The following is a 16263-nucleotide window of genomic DNA, read 5'->3' on the forward strand; positions in this document are numbered from 1 at the left end:
TAGTCCGGCTCACCGGCGGTCCGCAGGTCAGCCTTGTGCTCCCTCGGACACGGCAGCCCAGGCTTCCCAGGTCGACATGCGTTGCGAATAGGCCTGCTTCGCGGCAGGCAAGCAGGCCTTTCCGAGAAAGAGTCGCAGCGGCGGTTCCTCTGCGTCGACTACAGCGAGGATCGCCGCAGTCGTGGCAACCGGATTGCCTAGCGCTCGGGTGGCGCTGAGGGCCTTGATCTTCTGGCGCAGCCCCTCGTAGACCTGCATCGGCTCAGCGCTGATGGCCGAGGCTCCTCGCCAGTCCGTGTCGTAGCCGCCGGGCTCGACGAGCGTCACCTTGATGCCGAAGGCCCCGACTTCCGATGCGAGCGTCTCCACGAGTCCCTCGACGGCCCATTTGGTTGCGTTGTAGACCCCGGCAGTGGGGAAGGTGATGACTCCCGCCACGCTCGAGGTCACCAGGATGTGCCCTCCGCCTTGCACCCTCAGGTGGGGAAGCGCTGCCTGAATGACCCAGAGAGTTCCGAAGAGGTTGGTCTCGAACTGCGCACGCGCCTGCGGTTCGCTGCTTTCCTCGATGGTGCCGAACAACGCATAGCCGGCATTGCTGGCGATGACGTCGAGTCGGCCGAAACGGGCAATCGCCGCGTCCATCGCTGCGAATACTGCGTCGCGATCCGTGACGTCGAGAGTCACCGGGAGGATGGCGTCGCCGTACTTCGCCACCAGCGGCTGTAGTGCCTCCATGGAGCGGGCTGTTGCCACGACCTTGTCGCCGCGTTCCAGCGCCGCCTGTGCCCATGCGCGTCCGAGTCCTCGAGACGAGCCTGTGATGAACCAAACCTTGGATGTCATGTGTTGCTCCGTGTTAGTACAAATCGTGTTTGACCGCGTCCTGGTACTTCGCATCAAGGGCCGACGCAGAGACGTCGTGCAGCTCTGCAAGTGCGACCAGCACCGTCCCGACCGTTGGCAGGGAGTTGCGATCCAGGAGTGCGGCGGGATCCCACAGCCGCGCGCGATTGACGGCCTTGCCGCAGTGGAACAAGGCTTCCTCGACCGTGACCACAACGGCGGCTTTGGGATGCTTGCCTCGCTCGACAAGCCTGCCAAGCAGATCCGGCGATGTGGAGATGTGCCCATGGCCATTGATGCGCATGAACACATCCAGCCCGGGAAAGAGAAAGAGCATTGCAACCCTGTCGTCGTCCTGCAGATTTTTCAGTGACTCGATGCGGTTGTTGCCGGGCCAATCCGCGAACGTGAGCGTCTGGGCATCGAGCATGTGCACGAAGCCAGGCGGACCGCCGCGCGGAGAAGCGTCGAGGCCCGAGCTCTCGCGCCCCGTCGCAAGGCAGAAGAACGTCGCGGCTTCAAGGTAGGGGCGGTGGTACTCGGTCAGTCTGCGAGACACCGCCTTCTGGATCATCGGGGATGGCTCGGCGTACAGCTCGCCGAGTGCAACGACGTTGCGTTCTCTTGCTCTGTCTTCCATGTCGGCACTGTCGGGAAGGATGTCTTGGGCTTGCATGGCGGTCATCTGCTCTGAAGTGTTGGATCGATGCTAGGTTTTTGGACCTGGCGTTGCTATGCTGTTCAGGCCATTCAATAGCTCATTTGCGCCATGTCCTCGACAACCCAGCAGCCCGACCTTGCGGACCTGAAAGATGGCGCCGCGGGGCCGTTGGCGATCGTTGTTTCCCAATGCGTCGAAGGGAGTTCGCTGGTGGAGCCTCACAGCCACGGACGAGGGCAGCTCCTTGGTGTTTGGCGAGGCCTGCTGACGCTTGGCACGGAGTTCGGCAAATGGCTCGTGCCGAACGTGCACGCGGTGTGGATACCGCCCGGGCAACTGCACTGGGCGAGCGCGCACGGACAGGTCGACACGTGGAGTATCTACGTTCAGAGCGGTGCGGGTGAGGGGCTGCCTGAACGACCGGCGACGCTTCGTATCTCGGCCCTGTTGCGCGAGACAGTGCGGCGGCTTGAAAGTCTCAACAGCGAGCCTGCTGGAGCGATGCGAGGTTTGCTCGAACTCGTCGTGGTCAACGAGATCAGGTCCTTGCCGATCGAAGAGCTCAGCCTGCCGATGCCGACAAGCCCATCGCTGATGAAGATCGCGCAAGAGCTCCTGGCGCAGCCCGCTGACGATCGTTCGTTGGACGCCTGGGCCGGGTTGGCGAATATTTCGCCTCGCACGCTGAACCGTCGCTTTCCCTTGGAGACCGGATACAGCCTTGGAACATGGCGGCAGCGTGCGCGCTTGCTGCGTGGGTTGGAGCTCCTGGCTGAGGGACGCTCCGTCACGACTGTTGCCCTCGAACTCGGCTACAGCAACATCAGTGCGTTCATTGCCTTGTTCAAGCGCACGTTTGGTGCCACTCCCACTCAGTACATGCGGTAGCAGCCACAATGAAAAACGCCCGCTACCTTGTGAGTAGCGGGCGTTCCAGCGATGACGCGATGTTGGTTGGTGGGCCCTGAGTGACTCGAACACTCGACCTACGGATTAAGAGTCCGCTGCTCTACCAACTGAGCTAAGAGCCCTTGCGTTGAAAACGTTTGGTGTTTTCTGGCAAGACCACGAGTATATCCCAGAATTTCTGCCCGTCCAAAAAATTTGTAGGTCGCGGCGTTAGGATTCGCCTCTACCGACGGGGGCACGGCCCTCTCAACCAGGAGAACTTCGATGAGCGACGCCAACACCACGCCTCATGTCTTGATCACCGGCGCCGCAGGCGCACTGGGCCGTGCCGTGGCTCAGCACTTCATCGACCAGGGCGCGCGCCTTGCGCTGGTCGACCATCATGCAGGTCGTCTTGCGGAGGTCTTCCCGGGCCTCGACAACTCGCAGCATCTTTTGTTGGCGGGCGACGTGACTTCCGCGTCCGAGATGGCTGCCCTCGCGGAGCAGGCGCTCAAGTCTTTCGGTCGCATCGATACGCTGGTCCACATCGCAGGCGGCTTCGAGATGGGTGAGGCGACGCATGCGCTCACGCGCGCGAGCTGGGACCGGATGATGAATCTCAACGCATGGTCGTTCGTGGCGGTGACGCAGGCCGTGCTGCCCTCGATGATCGAGCGACGCGCCGGCAGCGTCATCGCCGTGACGGCGAAGGTTGCAGCGCGCGGCTTGCCGGCCATGGCCGCGTACATCGCTTCGAAGAGTGCGCTGCAGCGCCTGGTGGAAGCCATGGCCGCCGAGGCGGCACCGCATGGCGTCAACATCAACAGCGTGGCTCCGAGCGTGCTCGACACGCCGGCCAACCGGCAGGCGATGCCCGATGCGAATCCGGCTGACTGGGTGTCGACCTCGGTCGCCGCGCAGACGATCGGCTTCCTTGCATCGCCGGGCGCCGCGGCGCTGCACGGCCAGCATCTGACGCTCGATACCTGAGCCGGAAAAAAGAAAAGGCCCTGGCGGATGCCAAGGCCTTTTCTGTATTGGTTGGTGGAGAGGATGAGGATCGAACTCACGACCTCCGCATTGCGAACGCGGCGCTCTCCCAGCTGAGCTACCCCCCCAACGCAAGGCGAATTTTAACCGGAACTCCTGTTTTGGCGCACCATGCCGTGCCAAGATGCGCGCCTCGCGAAACACGGAGCAAAGACCGCATGGCCTCGTTCGACCCCGCCTGGCTGGAAGGCATGTACAACAACCTTGCACGGGTGAAATATCACCCCGCGTACTTCGAGCGATGGGCGCGCGAATCGGCCGCAGTGCGCGAGGCCTTGCCGGCACGGATCGATCTTCCCTATGGCCAGGGCGTGAACGAAACGCTCGACATCTTTCCCGCACCGGTGCCCGACGCGCCCGTGCTGGTCTTCATCCACGGCGGCTACTGGCGCGCCATGGACAAGAAAGACCACTCCTTCATTGCGCCTGCGTTCAATGACCGCGGCATCTGCGTGGTCCAGCCCAACTACGCGCTGTGCCCCGGTACGCTGGAGCAGCCTGTCACGGTGCCCGGCATCCTGCTGCAGATGGTGCGTGCGCTCGAATGGACCTGGCGCCACATCGCGGCCCATGGCGGCGATCCTTCGCGGATCACCGTAGCAGGCCATTCGGCCGGTGGTCACATGGCGGCGGCACTGTTGGCTTGCGACTGGAAGGCGGTCGCACCCGATCTGCCCACGCAGCTCGTGCGCAACGCGCTGTCGATCTCGGGCCTTTACGACCTTCGCCCGCTGCAGCGCACGCCATTTCTCGAGAATGTGCTGAAGCTGACCGATGCAGACGCCCTGCGTGCCAGCCCGGCACTGTGGCGTGCGCCCAAACGCGGCCAGCTCTACGCCGTTGCTGGCGGCGGGGAGAGCGAAGAGTTCATCCGCCACAACGCGATGATCCGCGAGGCGTGGGGTCGCAACACCGTGCCGGTGTGCGAGGTGCTACCGGGGCTCAACCACTTCGATGTGGTCGACGCGCTCGCCGATCCGGCCCACACCCTGCACCGGCACGCGGTGCAGTTGCTGGAAGCCTGACCGGCGCCCGGGTGGGGCGGCCTACATCAGCAGGTGCTCGCCCGCGTTGTCGCCACCCAGCGTGACGTAGTTGACCTTGCGGATGTCCATGAGCGCGCGGCCGCCCGCGTAGCTGATCGAGCTCTGCACGTCCTGCTCCATTTCGACCAGCGTTTCGGCCAACTTGCCCTTGATGGGTTCGAGGATGCGCTTGCCCTCGACGTGCTTGTATTCGCCCTTGTTGAAGTCGCTGGCGGAGCCGTAGTACTCCTTGAACAGCACGCCGTCGACCTCGACCGTCTTGCCCGGCGATTCCTCGTGCCCCGCGAACAGCGAGCCGATCATGACCATCGACGCGCCGAAGCGCACGCTCTTGGCAATGTCTCCGTGGTCGCGGATGCCGCCGTCGGCAATGATCGGCTTGGTCGCCACGCGCGCGCACCACTTGAGCGCCGACAGCTGCCAGCCGCCCGTGCCGAAGCCGGTCTTGAGCTTGGTGATGCAGACCTTGCCCGGGCCGATGCCGACCTTGGTCGCATCAGCTCCCCAGTTCTCGAGGTCGATCACCGCTTCGGGCGTGCCGACATTGCCGGCAATCACGAAGGTCTTGGGCAGCTTTTCCTTCAGGTGGCCGATCATGTTCTTCACACTGTCGGCGTGGCCATGTGCGATGTCGATCGTGACGTACTCGGGCACGAGGCCCTGTGCCACGAGTTGGTCGACGGTGTCGTAGTCGGCCTTCTTCACGCCCAGCGAGATGGAAGCGAACACGCCCTTGCCCTGCATCTCCTTGACGAACTTGACGTTGTCGAGGTCGAAGCGGTGCATCACGTAGAAGTAGCCGTTCTGCGCCAGCCACAGGCAGATCGACTCGTCGACCACCGTCTTCATGTTGGCGGGCACCACCGGCAGGCGGAAGCTGCGCTCGCCCAGCGTGACGCTGGTGTCGCACTCGGAACGGCTCTCCACGCGGCACTTGCGAGGGAGCAGAAGGATGTTGTCGTAATCGAAAATTTGCATGACCAGGCTCCTGAAAGGAATCGTTGAAAGAAACGAATGAGCGCTTGGTCCGGCCGGCTTTCATGGTGTAGTTCACAAAGGAAACGCCCACAAAAAACCGGGCGCAAGAAACTTGGGCCCGGTGATTGATTTTACGCGGTCTCGCAAAGGCAGGTCTTCCGGTTCTTCATATAACCCGCATACGCCGTGGTTTCTACAATCGCATGATGTTGTTTAACGATCCTGCGGCTGACGCCCACCCCCCAGCGCTGCCGCTGCTCCAGAACCTGAACGCGGAGCAACTCGCCGCGGTCACGCTGCCAGAGGGCAACGCGCTGATCCTGGCCGGCGCCGGTTCCGGCAAGACGCGCGTGCTCACCACCCGCATCGCCTGGCTGCTGCAGACGGGCCAGGTCTCCGCCGGCGGCATCCTCGCCGTGACCTTCACCAACAAGGCTGCGAAAGAAATGATGACGCGGCTGACGGCGATGCTGCCCGTCAACGTACGCGGCATGTGGATCGGCACCTTCCACGGCCTGTGCAACCGCCTGCTGCGCGCGCACTGGAAACTGGCCAACCTGCCGTCGACCTTCCAGATCCTCGACACGCAAGACCAGCTCTCGGCCATCAAGCGCCTGATGAAGCAGTTCAACGTCGACGACGAGCGCTTCCCGGCCAAGCAGACCCAGTGGTTCATCGCCGGCGCCAAGGAAGACGGCCTGCGCCCCGGCGACGTAGAAGTGCGCAGCGACGACGACCGCAAGAAGGTCGAGCTCTACCGCCTCTACGAAGAGCAATGCCAGCGCGAGGGCGTGGTCGACTTCGGCGAGCTCATGCTGCGCAGCTACGAACTGCTGCGCGACAACGACCCGGTGCGCGAGCACTACCAGCGGCGCTTCCGCCACATCCTGATCGACGAGTTCCAGGACACCAACCGCCTGCAGTACGCGTGGATCAAGATGCTCACCGGCAACACCGTCGCGGGCCAGTTCACACCGAGCGAGAACAGCAGCGTGATCGCCGTGGGCGACGACGACCAGAGCATCTACGCCTTCCGCGGCGCGCGCGTGGGCAACATGACCGACTTCGTGCGCGAGTTCGACGTGCGCCACCAGATCAAGCTGGAGCAGAACTACCGCAGCTACAGCAACATCCTCGACTCGGCCAACGAGCTCATCAGCCACAACAAGAAGCGCCTGGGCAAGAACCTGCGCACTGACCAGGGTCCGGGCGAGCCGGTGCGCGTGTACGAATCGCCCACCGACCTCGCCGAAGCCCAGTGGATGGTCGAGGAAATGCGCCAGCTCGCGCGCGACGGCTACGAGCGCAAGGAAATGGCCGTGCTCTACCGCAGCAACGCGCAGAGCCGGGTGATCGAAACGGCGCTCTTCAATGCCTCGGTGCCGTACCGCGTGTACGGCGGCCTGCGCTTCTTCGAGCGCGCCGAAATCAAGCACGCGCTGGCCTATCTGCGCCTGCTTGAGAACAAGGACGACGACACCAGCTTCCTGCGCGTCGTCAACTTCCCGCCGCGCGGCATCGGTGCGCGCACGCTCGAAACCCTGCAGGACGCGGCGCGCGCGGCCGGGCGTTCGCTGCACGATGCGGTGAGCGTCGTCGGCGGCAAGGCCGGCGCCAACCTCACGGGTTTCGTCGCCAAGATCGACGTGCTGCGCGAGCAGACCCAAGGCGTGAGCCTGCGCGAGATCATCGAGCTGGTGCTCGACCACAGCGGCCTCGTCGAGCACTACAAAGCCGACCGCGAAGGCGCCGACCGCCTCGAGAACTTGGACGAACTCGTGAACGCGGCCGAGAGCTTTGTCACGCAGGAAGGCTTCGGCCGCGACGCCGTTGCGCTGCCGGTCGACGAGTTGCGCCAGTCGCCTGCGAGCCAGGGGATCGACCCGAGCCGTCCGGTGCTCGACGAGCCGCTCGCGCCCGACGCCGAAACCGGCGAAACGCTGAGCCCGCTGGCCGCTTTCCTCACGCACGCCGCGCTCGAATCGGGCGACAACCAGGCGCAAGCCGGGCAGGACGCGGTGCAACTGATGACCGTGCATGCCGCCAAGGGCCTGGAGTTCGACTGCGTGTTCATCACCGGCATGGAAGAGGGCCTGTTTCCGCACGAGAACTCGATGAGCGATTTCGAGAGCCTCGAGGAAGAACGCCGCCTGATGTACGTGGCGATCACGCGTGCCCGCAAGCGCCTGTACCTGAGCCATTCGCAGACGCGCATGCTGCACGGCCAGACGCGCTACAACGTCAAGAGCCGCTTCTTCGACGAGCTGCCCGAAGGCGCGCTGAAGTGGCTCACGCCCAAGAACCAGAGCTTCACTCCATCGGCCTTCGGCTATGGCGGAGGCTACGCGAGCACGCGCGGCGGTGGAGGCGGCTACAGCGGTGGTGGCTATGGAGGCGGCGGCAGCCGCGACAAGGATACCTTCGCCAGCCCACCCGTGCCGCCGCAGAAGACAGCGCCTTCACACGGCCTGCGCTCGGGCATGCAGGTGTTCCACAACAAGTTCGGCGAAGGCACGGTGACCGCGCTGGAAGGCACTGGCGACGATGCGCGCGCACAGGTCAAGTTCGCGCGGCACGGCGTTAAGTGGCTGGCGCTGTCGGTGGCCAAGCTCACGCCGATCTGAGTTCAGGGCGCCGCTTGCTGCGGCGGCACTCAGTCCGGATTGAAAGTGTCGCGGAAGGTGAACCAGTTCGACGCCTGCGCCATGGCGGCGAGCGTCAGCACCGTGCCGACCATCAGGATGTTGCCGATGGCCATTGCGCCGGTGTCCGAGCCCAGAGAGCCCACGCCGATCACGATGGTGCCAACCAGCGCCGCCGCCAGCAGGCCAAGCACCAGCACGCCGCACCACGCGAGCCAGTACAGCGCATAGGCGCCGAAATTCCTGAACATCGCCACCAGGCTGAAGAAAATGCTCTTCACCGGCTCCACCCGGTGCCAGTGAACCAGCGCGGGGGCATGCCACATCGCCGCGACCAGCGGTAGCGCGAGGCACATCTGAAGCAGATTCGCCATCTGGAAGCGGCTGCTTTCCAGCACTTCCTTGGTCGGGGTTTCGCCCAGCAGGTAGCTGCGCATGAACTGGCCGCCATCGACCAGTGCCGTCAGGAACACGGTCAGGAAGCAATACACCGCCGAGATCACGCCAAGTACAGCCAGAGCGCGCCATTCCGTTCGCATGGCACGGGCCACCGACAGGAACATGAGCGCGCCGGTCGGCTTCTTCACGCCGTCCGCTTCCCCAGGAAGATCGGTGTTGGTCGCCGAGGCGTCGGCCACCGACGCCGCGACCATGAAGCCCAGCGTGGAGAACGGCAGCAGCACGAACGGAATGAATCTGCCGATCAGCGGCAGCTGCGAAATGCTCGTGATCAGCGCCATGAACATCAGGAACAGCGAGACAAAGGCCAGCGGCTGCCGCCAGAAGTTCTTGAGTCCGAGGCGGACCCATTCGACGCCGGTTCGCGCCGGCACGAGGTTGAGTTTCATGTGTAGAGGTCAGGCAGCCAGCAGCGGCTCGAGGGCCTGTGCCATGGCATGCGGGTGGGTGGCGCGGTCGCGCAGCACGCGTTCGAAGTGCGTGGGGTCATGGGGCTTGAGCATGCTCGCCTCGCGCGGCAGATGGAAGTCCCAGAGCCGGGAAATCCAGAAGCGCAGCGCCGCGGCTCGCAGCATCGCGGGCAGCAGGGCGCGCTCGGCGGCGTTCAGCGGTCGCACGGTTTCGTAGGCCGACAGCAGTGCGTCAGCGCGTTCGGCATCGTGCCGGCCGGTCGGCAGGTCGATGGCCCAGTCGTTCAGGCACACGGCCAGATCGAACAGCCAGGTGTCGGTGCCGGCGAAGTAGAAGTCGAACACGCCGGTCAGGCGGGGCGCAGCGCCGGCCTCGCCACCGGTCGCGAACATCACGTTGTCGCGGAACATGTCGGCATGCACCGGGCCGCGCGGCAGGGCCGCATAGGCCGAAGACTCGGCGACGTGGTTCTGGTAGGCCAGTTCGGCACGAAGCAGGGCGGCTTGCGATTCCTCGATGTACGGCAGCACCACCGGCACCGTCTCGTTCCACCAGTGCAGGCCGCGCAGGTTCGGCTGGATGCGGGGGTAGTCGCGCCCCGCGAGGTGCATGCGTGCCAGCATCGCGCCCAGTTCGGCGCAATGTGCCGTGCCGGGGGCCAGTTCGCTGTGGCCCGAGAGTTTCTGCACCACTGCCGCGGGTTTGCCGGCCACGATGTGCAGCAGGTCGCACGCGGCTTCGGCGGGCACGGGGGGCTGGTTCTTCCTGGGCTTCTCGGCGGCGGCGGGCTCGGCTGCCGCCACGGGCGCGGGAACAGGCAGGCCGGCAGCCGCTAGGTGCTTCATCAGACAAAGGTAGTACGGGAGCTGCTCGGCACTCAGGCGCTCGAACAGCGTCAACACGAACTCGCCGGACTCGGTGGTCGCGAAGTAGTTGGTGTTCTCGATGCCGCCCTCGATGCCGCGCAGTTCGCGCAGCGGGCCCAGGCCCAGGCGTTGGACGAGCGCGTCTGCCTCGCCGAAACTGACTTCGGTGAAAACTGCCATCGCGGTACTCAGCGCCGCGTTGCCGCTGCAAAAACTAGGACGAAAGAACGCACGGTCAGAACTTCATCACGTTCCAGACGCGGGGGCCGTTGGCGCCCGTTTCGGACGAACCCTGGCGTCCCGTGTACGCGTCGGCGGGCAGCACTTCGTAGCCCGGCACGTTGGCCTTGGGCGTGACGTTGATGCTCTGCGTGCGGCCGCCGTAGCGGACTTCGTCGACCGAGGCACCGCTGTCCTCGGTATGGATGTTCTCGACCTTCTGGTTGCGTCGGCCTTCGGCTTTGTCCTGCTCCTGATTTGGTAGCGATGCGGCCGGGGCCGCCGCTGGGGCGGCTGCGGGCTGCTGCGCCTGTACGGCGGCAAAGGGGGCTGCGAAAGCCAGCGCCAGCAGGATGCGGCGGGCGACCAGGAGTGTGGAGCTAGGCATGCCTTGATTGTAGGCTCGCCCCCGGTTCCGGGGCGTCGGTTGACACCTCGTGCCGTCGTGGCTTCGGACGCCGTCGCGGGCACGGCAAAATGGCCCGATGACCGACAAGAAAACGCTGCTGCTCGTCGATGGCTCGAGCTACCTCTACCGCGCCTTCCACGCGATGCCCGATCTGCGGGCCGTGCCCGGCGATCCCAAGAGCCCGGCGACCGGCGCCATCCGGGGAATGATCAACATGATGACCGCGCTGCGGCGCGAGGTGCGCGCCGACTACGCAGCCTGCATCTTCGACGCTCCCGGCAAGACCTTCCGCGACGACTGGTACCCCGAGTACAAGGCCAACCGCTCGCCGATGCCTGACGACCTGCGCAGCCAGATCGACCCCATCCACGAAGTGGTGAAGCTGCTCGGCTGGCCCGTGCTCAGCGTGCCCGACGTGGAAGCCGACGACGTCATCGGCACGCTCGCAAAAGTCGCCGCCGCTCAGGGCGTCGAGGTGATCGTGTCCAGCGGCGACAAGGACCTGAGCCAGCTGGTCGACGAGCACATCACCATCATCGACACGATGAACGGCAAGAAGCGCGACGTGGCGGGTGTGACGTCCGAGTTCGGCGTACCGCCGAACCTGATGATCGACTACCAGACGCTGGTCGGCGACACGGTCGACAACGTGCCCGGCGTCCCGAAGGTCGGCCCCAAGACTGCCGCCAAATGGCTGCTCGAATACGGCTCGCTTGATGCATTGATCGAACGCGCAGCCGAAGTGAAGGGCGCCGCGGGCGAGAACCTGCGCCAGGCCATCGACAAGCTGCCGCTGAGCAAACGCCTCGTCACCATTCGCACCGACTGCGACCTCGACGGCCACGTTACCGGCCTGCCGTCGCTCGAAGGCCTGCCCGTCGGCGCGCCGCAGACGGCCGAACTGAAACCCTTCTACGAGAAGTTCGGCTTCAAGAGCCTGGTCAAGTCGCTCGAAGTGCAGGAAGTGCCGCCCGAGCTGATCGAAGAGAGCATCAAGAAGAAGGCTGCCTCCAAGGCCGACAGCGACCAGGGCGGCCTGTTCGACGAGCCCTCCGAGCTCGAAGCGCAGGAGGCCGCCGCGCCCGCGAGCAATCTCAAGTACGACACGATCACGAACTGGGCGCAGTTCGACGCCTGGCTCGCAAAGCTCGAAGCTGCCGACCTCGCAGCCATCGACACCGAGACCACCTCGCTCGACGAGATGGTCGCGCAGATCGTCGGCGTGAGCTTCAGCGTCACGCCCGGCGAAGCGGCCTACATCCCGCTTACGCACAACTACCCCGATGCGCCCGAGCAGTTGCCCATCGACGAGGTGCTGGCGAAGCTCAAGCCCTGGCTGGAGAACGGTGCCAAGAAAAAGCTCGGCCAGCACATCAAGTACGACCGCCACGTGTTCGCCAACCACGGCATCGAGGTGCAGGGCTACGCGCACGACACCATGCTGCAGAGCTACGTGCTCGAAGTGCACAAGCCGCACGGTCTTTCCAGCCTGGCCGAACGTCATCTGGGTCGCAGCGGCATCTCGTACGAAGACCTGTGCGGCAAGGGTGCGCACCAGATCCCGTTCAGCCAGGTCGACATCGCCAAGGCGGCGGAGTATTCGTGCGAGGACAGCGACCAGACGCTCGACGTGCACAACACGCTGTGGCCGCGCCTTGAAGCCGACGAAAAACTGCGCTTCATCTACCAGCTCGAAATGGATTCGAGCGAGGCGCTCTACCGCGTCGAGCGCAACGGCGTGCTGATCGACGCCCCTACGCTTGCCACGCAGAGCCACGAACTCGGCAAGCGCATCATGGAACTGGAGCAGGAGGCCTACGACATCGCCGGCCAGCCCTTCAACCTCGGTTCGCCCAAGCAGATCGGCGAAATCTTCTTCACCAAGCTGGGCCTGCCCGTGGTCAAGAAAACGCCGAGCGGCGCACCCAGCACCGACGAAGAGGTGCTCGAGAAACTGGCCGAAGACTATCCGCTGCCGGCCAAGATCCTCGAACACCGCGGCCTGTCGAAGCTCAAGGGCACCTACACCGACAAGCTCGGCCAGCTCGCCAACCCGCGCACCGGCCGCGTGCACACGCACTATGCGCAGGCCGTGGCCGTCACGGGCCGCCTCAGCAGCAACGACCCCAACCTGCAGAACATCCCGATCCGAACGCCAGAAGGCCGCCGCGTGCGCGAGGCCTTCGTGGCACCGGCGGGCAGCGTGATTGCCAGTGCCGACTACTCGCAGATCGAACTGCGCATCATGGCCCACATCAGCGGCGACGAATCGCTGCTGCGTGCGTTCACCGAAGGCATCGACGTGCACCGCGCGACGGCCGCCGAGGTGTTCGGCTCCACGCCCGACCAGGTGTCGAGCGAGCAGCGCCGCTATGCCAAGGTCATCAACTTCGGCCTGATCTACGGCATGAGCAGCTTCGGCCTTGCGCGCAACCTCGGCATCGAGACCAAGGCCGCGGCCTCGTACATCGAGCGCTACTTTGCGCGCTACCCGGGCGTGAAGGCCTACATGGACGAGACCAAGGCGCTCGCCAAGGAGCAGGGCTACGTCGAGACTGTGTTCGGCCGCCGCCTCTATCTGCCCGAGATCAATTCGCCCAACGGCCCGCGACGCGGCGGCGCCGAGCGCGCGGCCATCAACGCGCCGATGCAGGGCACGGCCGCCGACCTGATCAAGCTCAGCATGGTCAAGGTACAGAACGTGCTTGACGAGGAGAAGCGCGGCACCCGGATGATCATGCAGGTGCACGACGAACTGGTGTTCGAAGTGCCCGAGGCCGAGATCGAATGGGTGCGCACCGAAATCCCTCGTCTCATGGCCGGCGTGGCCGCGCTGAAGGTGCCGCTGCTGGCCGAGATCGGTGTCGGTCCCAACTGGGACAAGGCGCATTGATGAATAAAAAGACGAGACAACCAACCGAGAAGAACGCACGAACATGACTCAATTTCCGCACCGCAAACTTCTGCTCGCCGCTGTCTGCGCGGCCTGCTTCGGCACCGCCTTCGCCGCACCCGACGCGCAAGTCGCTTCGCTCGCCGCCAAGGAAAAGCCCGCGCTGCTCGACACGCTGAAGGAGCTGGTCTCCATCGAGTCGGGCAGCCGCGACCTCGACGGACTCGAGAAAATCTCCGACCTCATCGCCGCGAAGTTCAAGGCGCTGGGCGGCCAGGTCGAGCTGATCGACCCGAGCGCCGAGGCCTACCGCATGGAAGACACGCCCGAGAAAATGGGCCGCGTGGTGCGCGCCACCTTCAAGGGCACGGGCAAGAAGAAGATCTTGCTGATCGCGCACATGGACACGGTCTACACCGTGGGCATGCTCAACAAGCAGCCGTTCCGCATCGATGGCGACAAGGCCTACGGCCTGGGCATTGCCGACGACAAGCAGGGCGTGGCCGTCATCACGCATATCGTGTCGATGCTGCAGGCAATGAAGTTCAAGGAATACGGCACGCTCACCGTGCTGATCAACGGCGACGAGGAAATCAGCTCGCCCGGCGCACGCGCGCTCATCACGCGCATGGGCAGCGAGCACGATGCGGTGCTGTCCTTCGAAGGCGCCTACGTCAAGGAAGACAAGCTCTCGCTCGCCACGGCGGGCATTGCCTCGGTCACGCTGCATGTCACGGGCAAGGCCTCGCATGCGGGCTCGGCGCCCGAGCTGGGCGTGAACGCGCTGTACGAGCTTTCGCACCAGATCCTGCAGATGCGCGACCTGTCCGACCCGGCCACCGGCCTGAAGATGAACTGGACCATCTCCAAGTCGGGCAGCAACCGCAACGTGATTCCGGCCAGCGCCACCGCGGGCGCCGACGTGCGCGTGCTGAAGGTCAGCGACTACGACCGCATCGAGCAGCAGGTGAACGAGCGCGTGAAGAAACAGCTGATTCCCGAGGCCAAGGTCGAGATGAACTTCGAGCGCCGCCGTCCGCCGCTGGAAGCCACCGACGCTTCGCGCGCCATGGCCCGCCATGCGCAGCAGATCTACAAGGACGAGCTCGGCCTGCCGCTGGGCGCCGACGACAAGGCCGCCGGCGGCGGTACCGACGCGGCCTTCGCGGCACTGAAGACCAAGGCGCCCGTCATCGAACGCTTCGGCCTGCAGGGCTTCGGCGCGCACTCGGCCGATGCCGAGTACGTGCTGGTCAACTCCATCGAACTGCGGCTGTACCTCGGCACCCGCATGGTCATGGACATCGCACGAGGCAAGACCGCTTCGGGCAACTGACCCGCCGTTCGCGATGCGCCTTCGCCACATCGAAGTCTTCAACGCGATCATGCTCACTGGCAGCGTGAGCGCGGCGGCGCGGCTCATCAACATCACGCAGCCGGCGGTGAGCCGCACGCTGCAGCATGCCGAGCTGCAACTGGGCTTCCCCCTGTTCCAGCGCGCCAAGGGCCGGCTCACGCCGACCACAGAAGCGCTCACGCTGTATCCGCACATCGAGCGGCTGTTCGCGCAGCTCGACGAGGTGCAGCGGCTTGCTTCCAACCTGCGCACTGCGGGCGACACGGGCGAGCTGCGCATCCTCAGCGTGCTGGCGTTGAGCTACGACATCCTGCCGCGCGCGCTCAAGGCCTTTCGCGAAAAGCATCCGGGCTATGCGATCACCGTCGAGTCGCTGCACTCGCCGCAGATCATGTCGGCGCTGCTGCTGCAGGAAGCCGACGTGGGCTTTGCCTTCAGCCCCGCGGTGCATCCCTCGCTCACGCAGGAGACGTTGGCCGACAGCCGCATGGTGTGCATCGCGCCCAAGGGCATGCTGCCGCGCGCGCTGGTGCGCAACGGTTCGGTGGCGCTGCACGATCTCGTCAACCGTCCGGTGATCGGCCTCGACAGCCGCGACCCCGTCGGCACCAGCCTGAGCCAGGCCTGCCGGCAGGCGGGCGTGGGCTTCCAGCAGGCGGTGGTCACGGTGCAGACCTATCACGCGGCACTGGCCATGGCGCACCACGGCATCGGCGTGGCGCTGGTCGACGGTTGCACGGCGCGATCAGCAGACCGTGCGAAGGTCGAGGTGCTGACGCTGGAGCCGCACATTCCGGTGCCGATTCGCGCGCTGCGTTTTGCGGCGCGGCCCGATTCGGTGGCGGTGCGCGGCATCACGCGCTGCATGCAGCAGGCGATCCAAGAGGCGCTCTAAGAGAAATACGCCTGCAGCGCCAGGTCGGTCTTGGCCCTTGCGTGCGCGACGACATCCGGGCCGAGGCCCGTGCCCTGGACCGAGAAGAAATTCAGGTCCTTCAGCCCGATGGTGCCCAGGATGGTCGTCAGGTACGGCGTCAGGAAATCCGGCTGCCGTGCATGTTCCCCGGAAAATCTCCCGCCCGAAGCCACGGCGATGAAGACCGGGCGGTCGCGCAGCGTGCCCACCTTGCCCGCGGCACCCACATTGAACGTGCGGCGCGCCCGAACGACATGATCGATCCAGGCCTTCAGCGCAGAGGGCACGCTCAGGTTGTGCATGGGCGTTCCGATGACCACGACGTCCGAGTTCTCCAGTTCCCGGATCAATTCTTCGGATGTGGAAATCGAGCCTTCCTGATTTATTTCTGCCGCGGACGAATGCTGGGCGAACGCGTAATTCGCGTCGATATGCCTCAGGGCGCCGCCGCCAATTTCTCGATTGACCAATACGGCATCGGGCGACTTCTTCAGCAGAAGATCGACGATTTTTCGGGAAAGCTTGAAGCTCTCGGAGGCTTGCCCGCGGGAGCTGCAATTGACGTGCAGGATTTTCATGATTGATATGGCCGCAAGGGAGAAGCGTCAATCCTAGAATT

14 protein-coding genes and 2 tRNA genes are annotated in these 16263 nt (G+C 64.9%); 7 read left to right on the forward strand and 9 right to left on the reverse strand.

Annotated features, from left to right (window positions below):
• Positions 1 to 27 precede the first annotated feature (27 nt).
• Together BLV60_RS03430 and BLV60_RS03435 are read right to left on the reverse strand one after the other, a co-directional pair.
• Entirely contained in the window at positions 28 to 846 is an 819-nt protein-coding gene (locus BLV60_RS03430) for an SDR family NAD(P)-dependent oxidoreductase (protein ID WP_093049848.1), read from the reverse strand.
• Between the two features lie 13 nt (positions 847 to 859).
• Positions 860 to 1486 carry an MSMEG_1061 family FMN-dependent PPOX-type flavoprotein gene (locus BLV60_RS03435; RefSeq protein ID WP_256328840.1) on the reverse strand — a complete coding sequence of 209 codons (627 nt, stop codon included), beginning with the start codon at positions 1484 to 1486 and terminating at the stop codon, positions 860 to 862.
• 129 nt (positions 1487 to 1615) lie between these two features.
• Between BLV60_RS03435 and BLV60_RS03440 the strand changes: the two genes are divergently transcribed.
• On the forward strand, positions 1616 to 2395 hold the full coding sequence (locus tag BLV60_RS03440; protein ID WP_093049854.1) for an AraC family transcriptional regulator: 780 nt from the start codon (positions 1616 to 1618) through the stop codon (positions 2393 to 2395).
• 67 nt (positions 2396 to 2462) lie between these two features.
• On the opposite strand, the gene BLV60_RS03445 is transcribed toward BLV60_RS03440, so the two are convergent.
• Positions 2463 to 2538, reverse strand: a tRNA-Lys gene (locus BLV60_RS03445).
• Positions 2539 to 2680: 142 nt separating this feature from the next.
• Here BLV60_RS03445 and BLV60_RS03450 point away from each other — a divergent pair.
• Complete coding sequence (locus tag BLV60_RS03450) at positions 2681 to 3388, forward strand: SDR family NAD(P)-dependent oxidoreductase (RefSeq protein ID WP_093049857.1); 708 nt, start codon at positions 2681 to 2683, stop codon at positions 3386 to 3388.
• Positions 3389 to 3440: 52 nt separating this feature from the next.
• Here BLV60_RS03450 and BLV60_RS03455 read toward each other — a convergent pair.
• Positions 3441 to 3516: transfer RNA gene (locus BLV60_RS03455), tRNA-Ala, on the reverse strand.
• A gap of 90 nt (positions 3517 to 3606) precedes the next feature.
• Here BLV60_RS03455 and BLV60_RS03460 point away from each other — a divergent pair.
• Entirely contained in the window at positions 3607 to 4473 is an 867-nt protein-coding gene (locus tag BLV60_RS03460) for an alpha/beta hydrolase (protein ID WP_093049860.1), read from the forward strand.
• Positions 4474 to 4494: 21 nt separating this feature from the next.
• Here the strand turns inward: BLV60_RS03460 and BLV60_RS03465 are convergent, their stop codons facing one another.
• The gene (locus BLV60_RS03465; protein WP_093049863.1) at positions 4495 to 5472 is read right to left on the reverse strand and encodes a GMP reductase; all 978 of its coding nucleotides are present in this window, start codon (positions 5470 to 5472) and stop codon (positions 4495 to 4497) included.
• Between the two features lie 206 nt (positions 5473 to 5678).
• Between BLV60_RS03465 and BLV60_RS03470 the strand changes: the two genes are divergently transcribed.
• Entirely contained in the window at positions 5679 to 8096 is a 2418-nt protein-coding gene (locus BLV60_RS03470; RefSeq protein ID WP_371127342.1) for a UvrD-helicase domain-containing protein, read from the forward strand.
• Positions 8097 to 8125: 29 nt separating this feature from the next.
• On the opposite strand, the gene BLV60_RS03475 is transcribed toward BLV60_RS03470, so the two are convergent.
• Genes BLV60_RS03475 through BLV60_RS03485 form a run of 3 tightly spaced genes read right to left on the reverse strand, consistent with a single transcriptional unit; the run spans position 8126 to position 10457 of the window.
• Positions 8126 to 8962 carry a BPSS1780 family membrane protein gene (locus tag BLV60_RS03475; RefSeq protein ID WP_093049869.1) on the reverse strand — a complete coding sequence of 279 codons (837 nt, stop codon included), beginning with the start codon at positions 8960 to 8962 and terminating at the stop codon, positions 8126 to 8128.
• A 9-nt stretch (positions 8963 to 8971) separates the two neighbouring features.
• Positions 8972 to 10030: a homoserine kinase gene (locus BLV60_RS03480; protein WP_093049872.1), complete on the reverse strand. Its 1059-nt coding sequence runs from the start codon at positions 10028 to 10030 to the stop codon at positions 8972 to 8974.
• A gap of 55 nt (positions 10031 to 10085) precedes the next feature.
• Positions 10086 to 10457, reverse strand: coding sequence for a hypothetical protein (locus BLV60_RS03485; RefSeq protein WP_093049875.1), 372 nt, complete (start codon positions 10455 to 10457; stop codon positions 10086 to 10088).
• Positions 10458 to 10554: 97 nt separating this feature from the next.
• Here BLV60_RS03485 and polA point away from each other — a divergent pair, with 97 nt between their 5' ends.
• The 3 genes from polA to BLV60_RS03500 are packed head-to-tail and all read left to right on the forward strand — an operon-like array spanning position 10555 to position 15623.
• Positions 10555 to 13371, forward strand: a complete 2817-nt coding sequence (polA, locus tag BLV60_RS03490) for a DNA polymerase I (RefSeq protein ID WP_093049878.1) — start codon at positions 10555 to 10557, stop codon at positions 13369 to 13371.
• A gap of 43 nt (positions 13372 to 13414) precedes the next feature.
• Positions 13415 to 14707 (forward strand): M20/M25/M40 family metallo-hydrolase, encoded by a 1293-nt coding sequence (locus BLV60_RS03495; RefSeq protein WP_093049881.1) that lies wholly within the window; start codon positions 13415 to 13417, stop codon positions 14705 to 14707.
• A gap of 13 nt (positions 14708 to 14720) precedes the next feature.
• A complete protein-coding gene (locus BLV60_RS03500) occupies positions 14721 to 15623 on the forward strand; it encodes a LysR family transcriptional regulator (RefSeq protein WP_093049884.1) in 903 nt (300 codons plus the stop codon).
• Here the strand turns inward: BLV60_RS03500 and BLV60_RS03505 are convergent.
• The gene (locus tag BLV60_RS03505) at positions 15620 to 16222 is read right to left on the reverse strand and encodes an FMN-dependent NADH-azoreductase (protein WP_093049887.1); all 603 of its coding nucleotides are present in this window, start codon (positions 16220 to 16222) and stop codon (positions 15620 to 15622) included. The two genes, BLV60_RS03500 and BLV60_RS03505, sit on opposite strands and share 4 nt — an antisense overlap.
• Positions 16223 to 16263: the final 41 nt, after the last annotated feature.

This window comes from Variovorax sp. YR634, from assembly GCF_900106655.1.
Lineage (GTDB): Bacteria > Pseudomonadota > Gammaproteobacteria > Burkholderiales > Burkholderiaceae_C > Variovorax.

Bases quoted from the DNA above. Each gene is read 5' to 3' on its own strand.
- BLV60_RS03440 (WP_093049854.1), top strand. From the start codon at position 1,616: ATGTCCTCGACAACCCAGCAGCCCGACCTTGCGGACCTGAAAGATGGC.
- BLV60_RS03435 (WP_256328840.1), bottom strand. From the start codon at position 1,486: ATGGAAGACAGAGCAAGAGAACGCAACGTCGTTGCACTCGGCGAGCTG.
- BLV60_RS03470 (WP_371127342.1), top strand. From the start codon at position 5,679: ATGTTGTTTAACGATCCTGCGGCTGACGCCCACCCCCCAGCGCTGCCG.
- polA (WP_093049878.1), top strand. From the start codon at position 10,555: ATGACCGACAAGAAAACGCTGCTGCTCGTCGATGGCTCGAGCTACCTC.
- BLV60_RS03485 (WP_093049875.1), bottom strand. From the start codon at position 10,457: ATGCCTAGCTCCACACTCCTGGTCGCCCGCCGCATCCTGCTGGCGCTG.
- BLV60_RS03465 (WP_093049863.1), bottom strand. From the start codon at position 5,472: ATGCAAATTTTCGATTACGACAACATCCTTCTGCTCCCTCGCAAGTGC.
- BLV60_RS03460 (WP_093049860.1), top strand. From the start codon at position 3,607: ATGGCCTCGTTCGACCCCGCCTGGCTGGAAGGCATGTACAACAACCTT.
- BLV60_RS03500 (WP_093049884.1), top strand. From the start codon at position 14,721: ATGCGCCTTCGCCACATCGAAGTCTTCAACGCGATCATGCTCACTGGC.
- BLV60_RS03475 (WP_093049869.1), bottom strand. From the start codon at position 8,962: ATGAAACTCAACCTCGTGCCGGCGCGAACCGGCGTCGAATGGGTCCGC.
- BLV60_RS03495 (WP_093049881.1), top strand. From the start codon at position 13,415: ATGACTCAATTTCCGCACCGCAAACTTCTGCTCGCCGCTGTCTGCGCG.
- BLV60_RS03480 (WP_093049872.1), bottom strand. From the start codon at position 10,030: ATGGCAGTTTTCACCGAAGTCAGTTTCGGCGAGGCAGACGCGCTCGTC.
- BLV60_RS03430 (WP_093049848.1), bottom strand. From the start codon at position 846: ATGACATCCAAGGTTTGGTTCATCACAGGCTCGTCTCGAGGACTCGGA.
- BLV60_RS03505 (WP_093049887.1), bottom strand. From the start codon at position 16,222: ATGAAAATCCTGCACGTCAATTGCAGCTCCCGCGGGCAAGCCTCCGAG.
- BLV60_RS03450 (WP_093049857.1), top strand. From the start codon at position 2,681: ATGAGCGACGCCAACACCACGCCTCATGTCTTGATCACCGGCGCCGCA.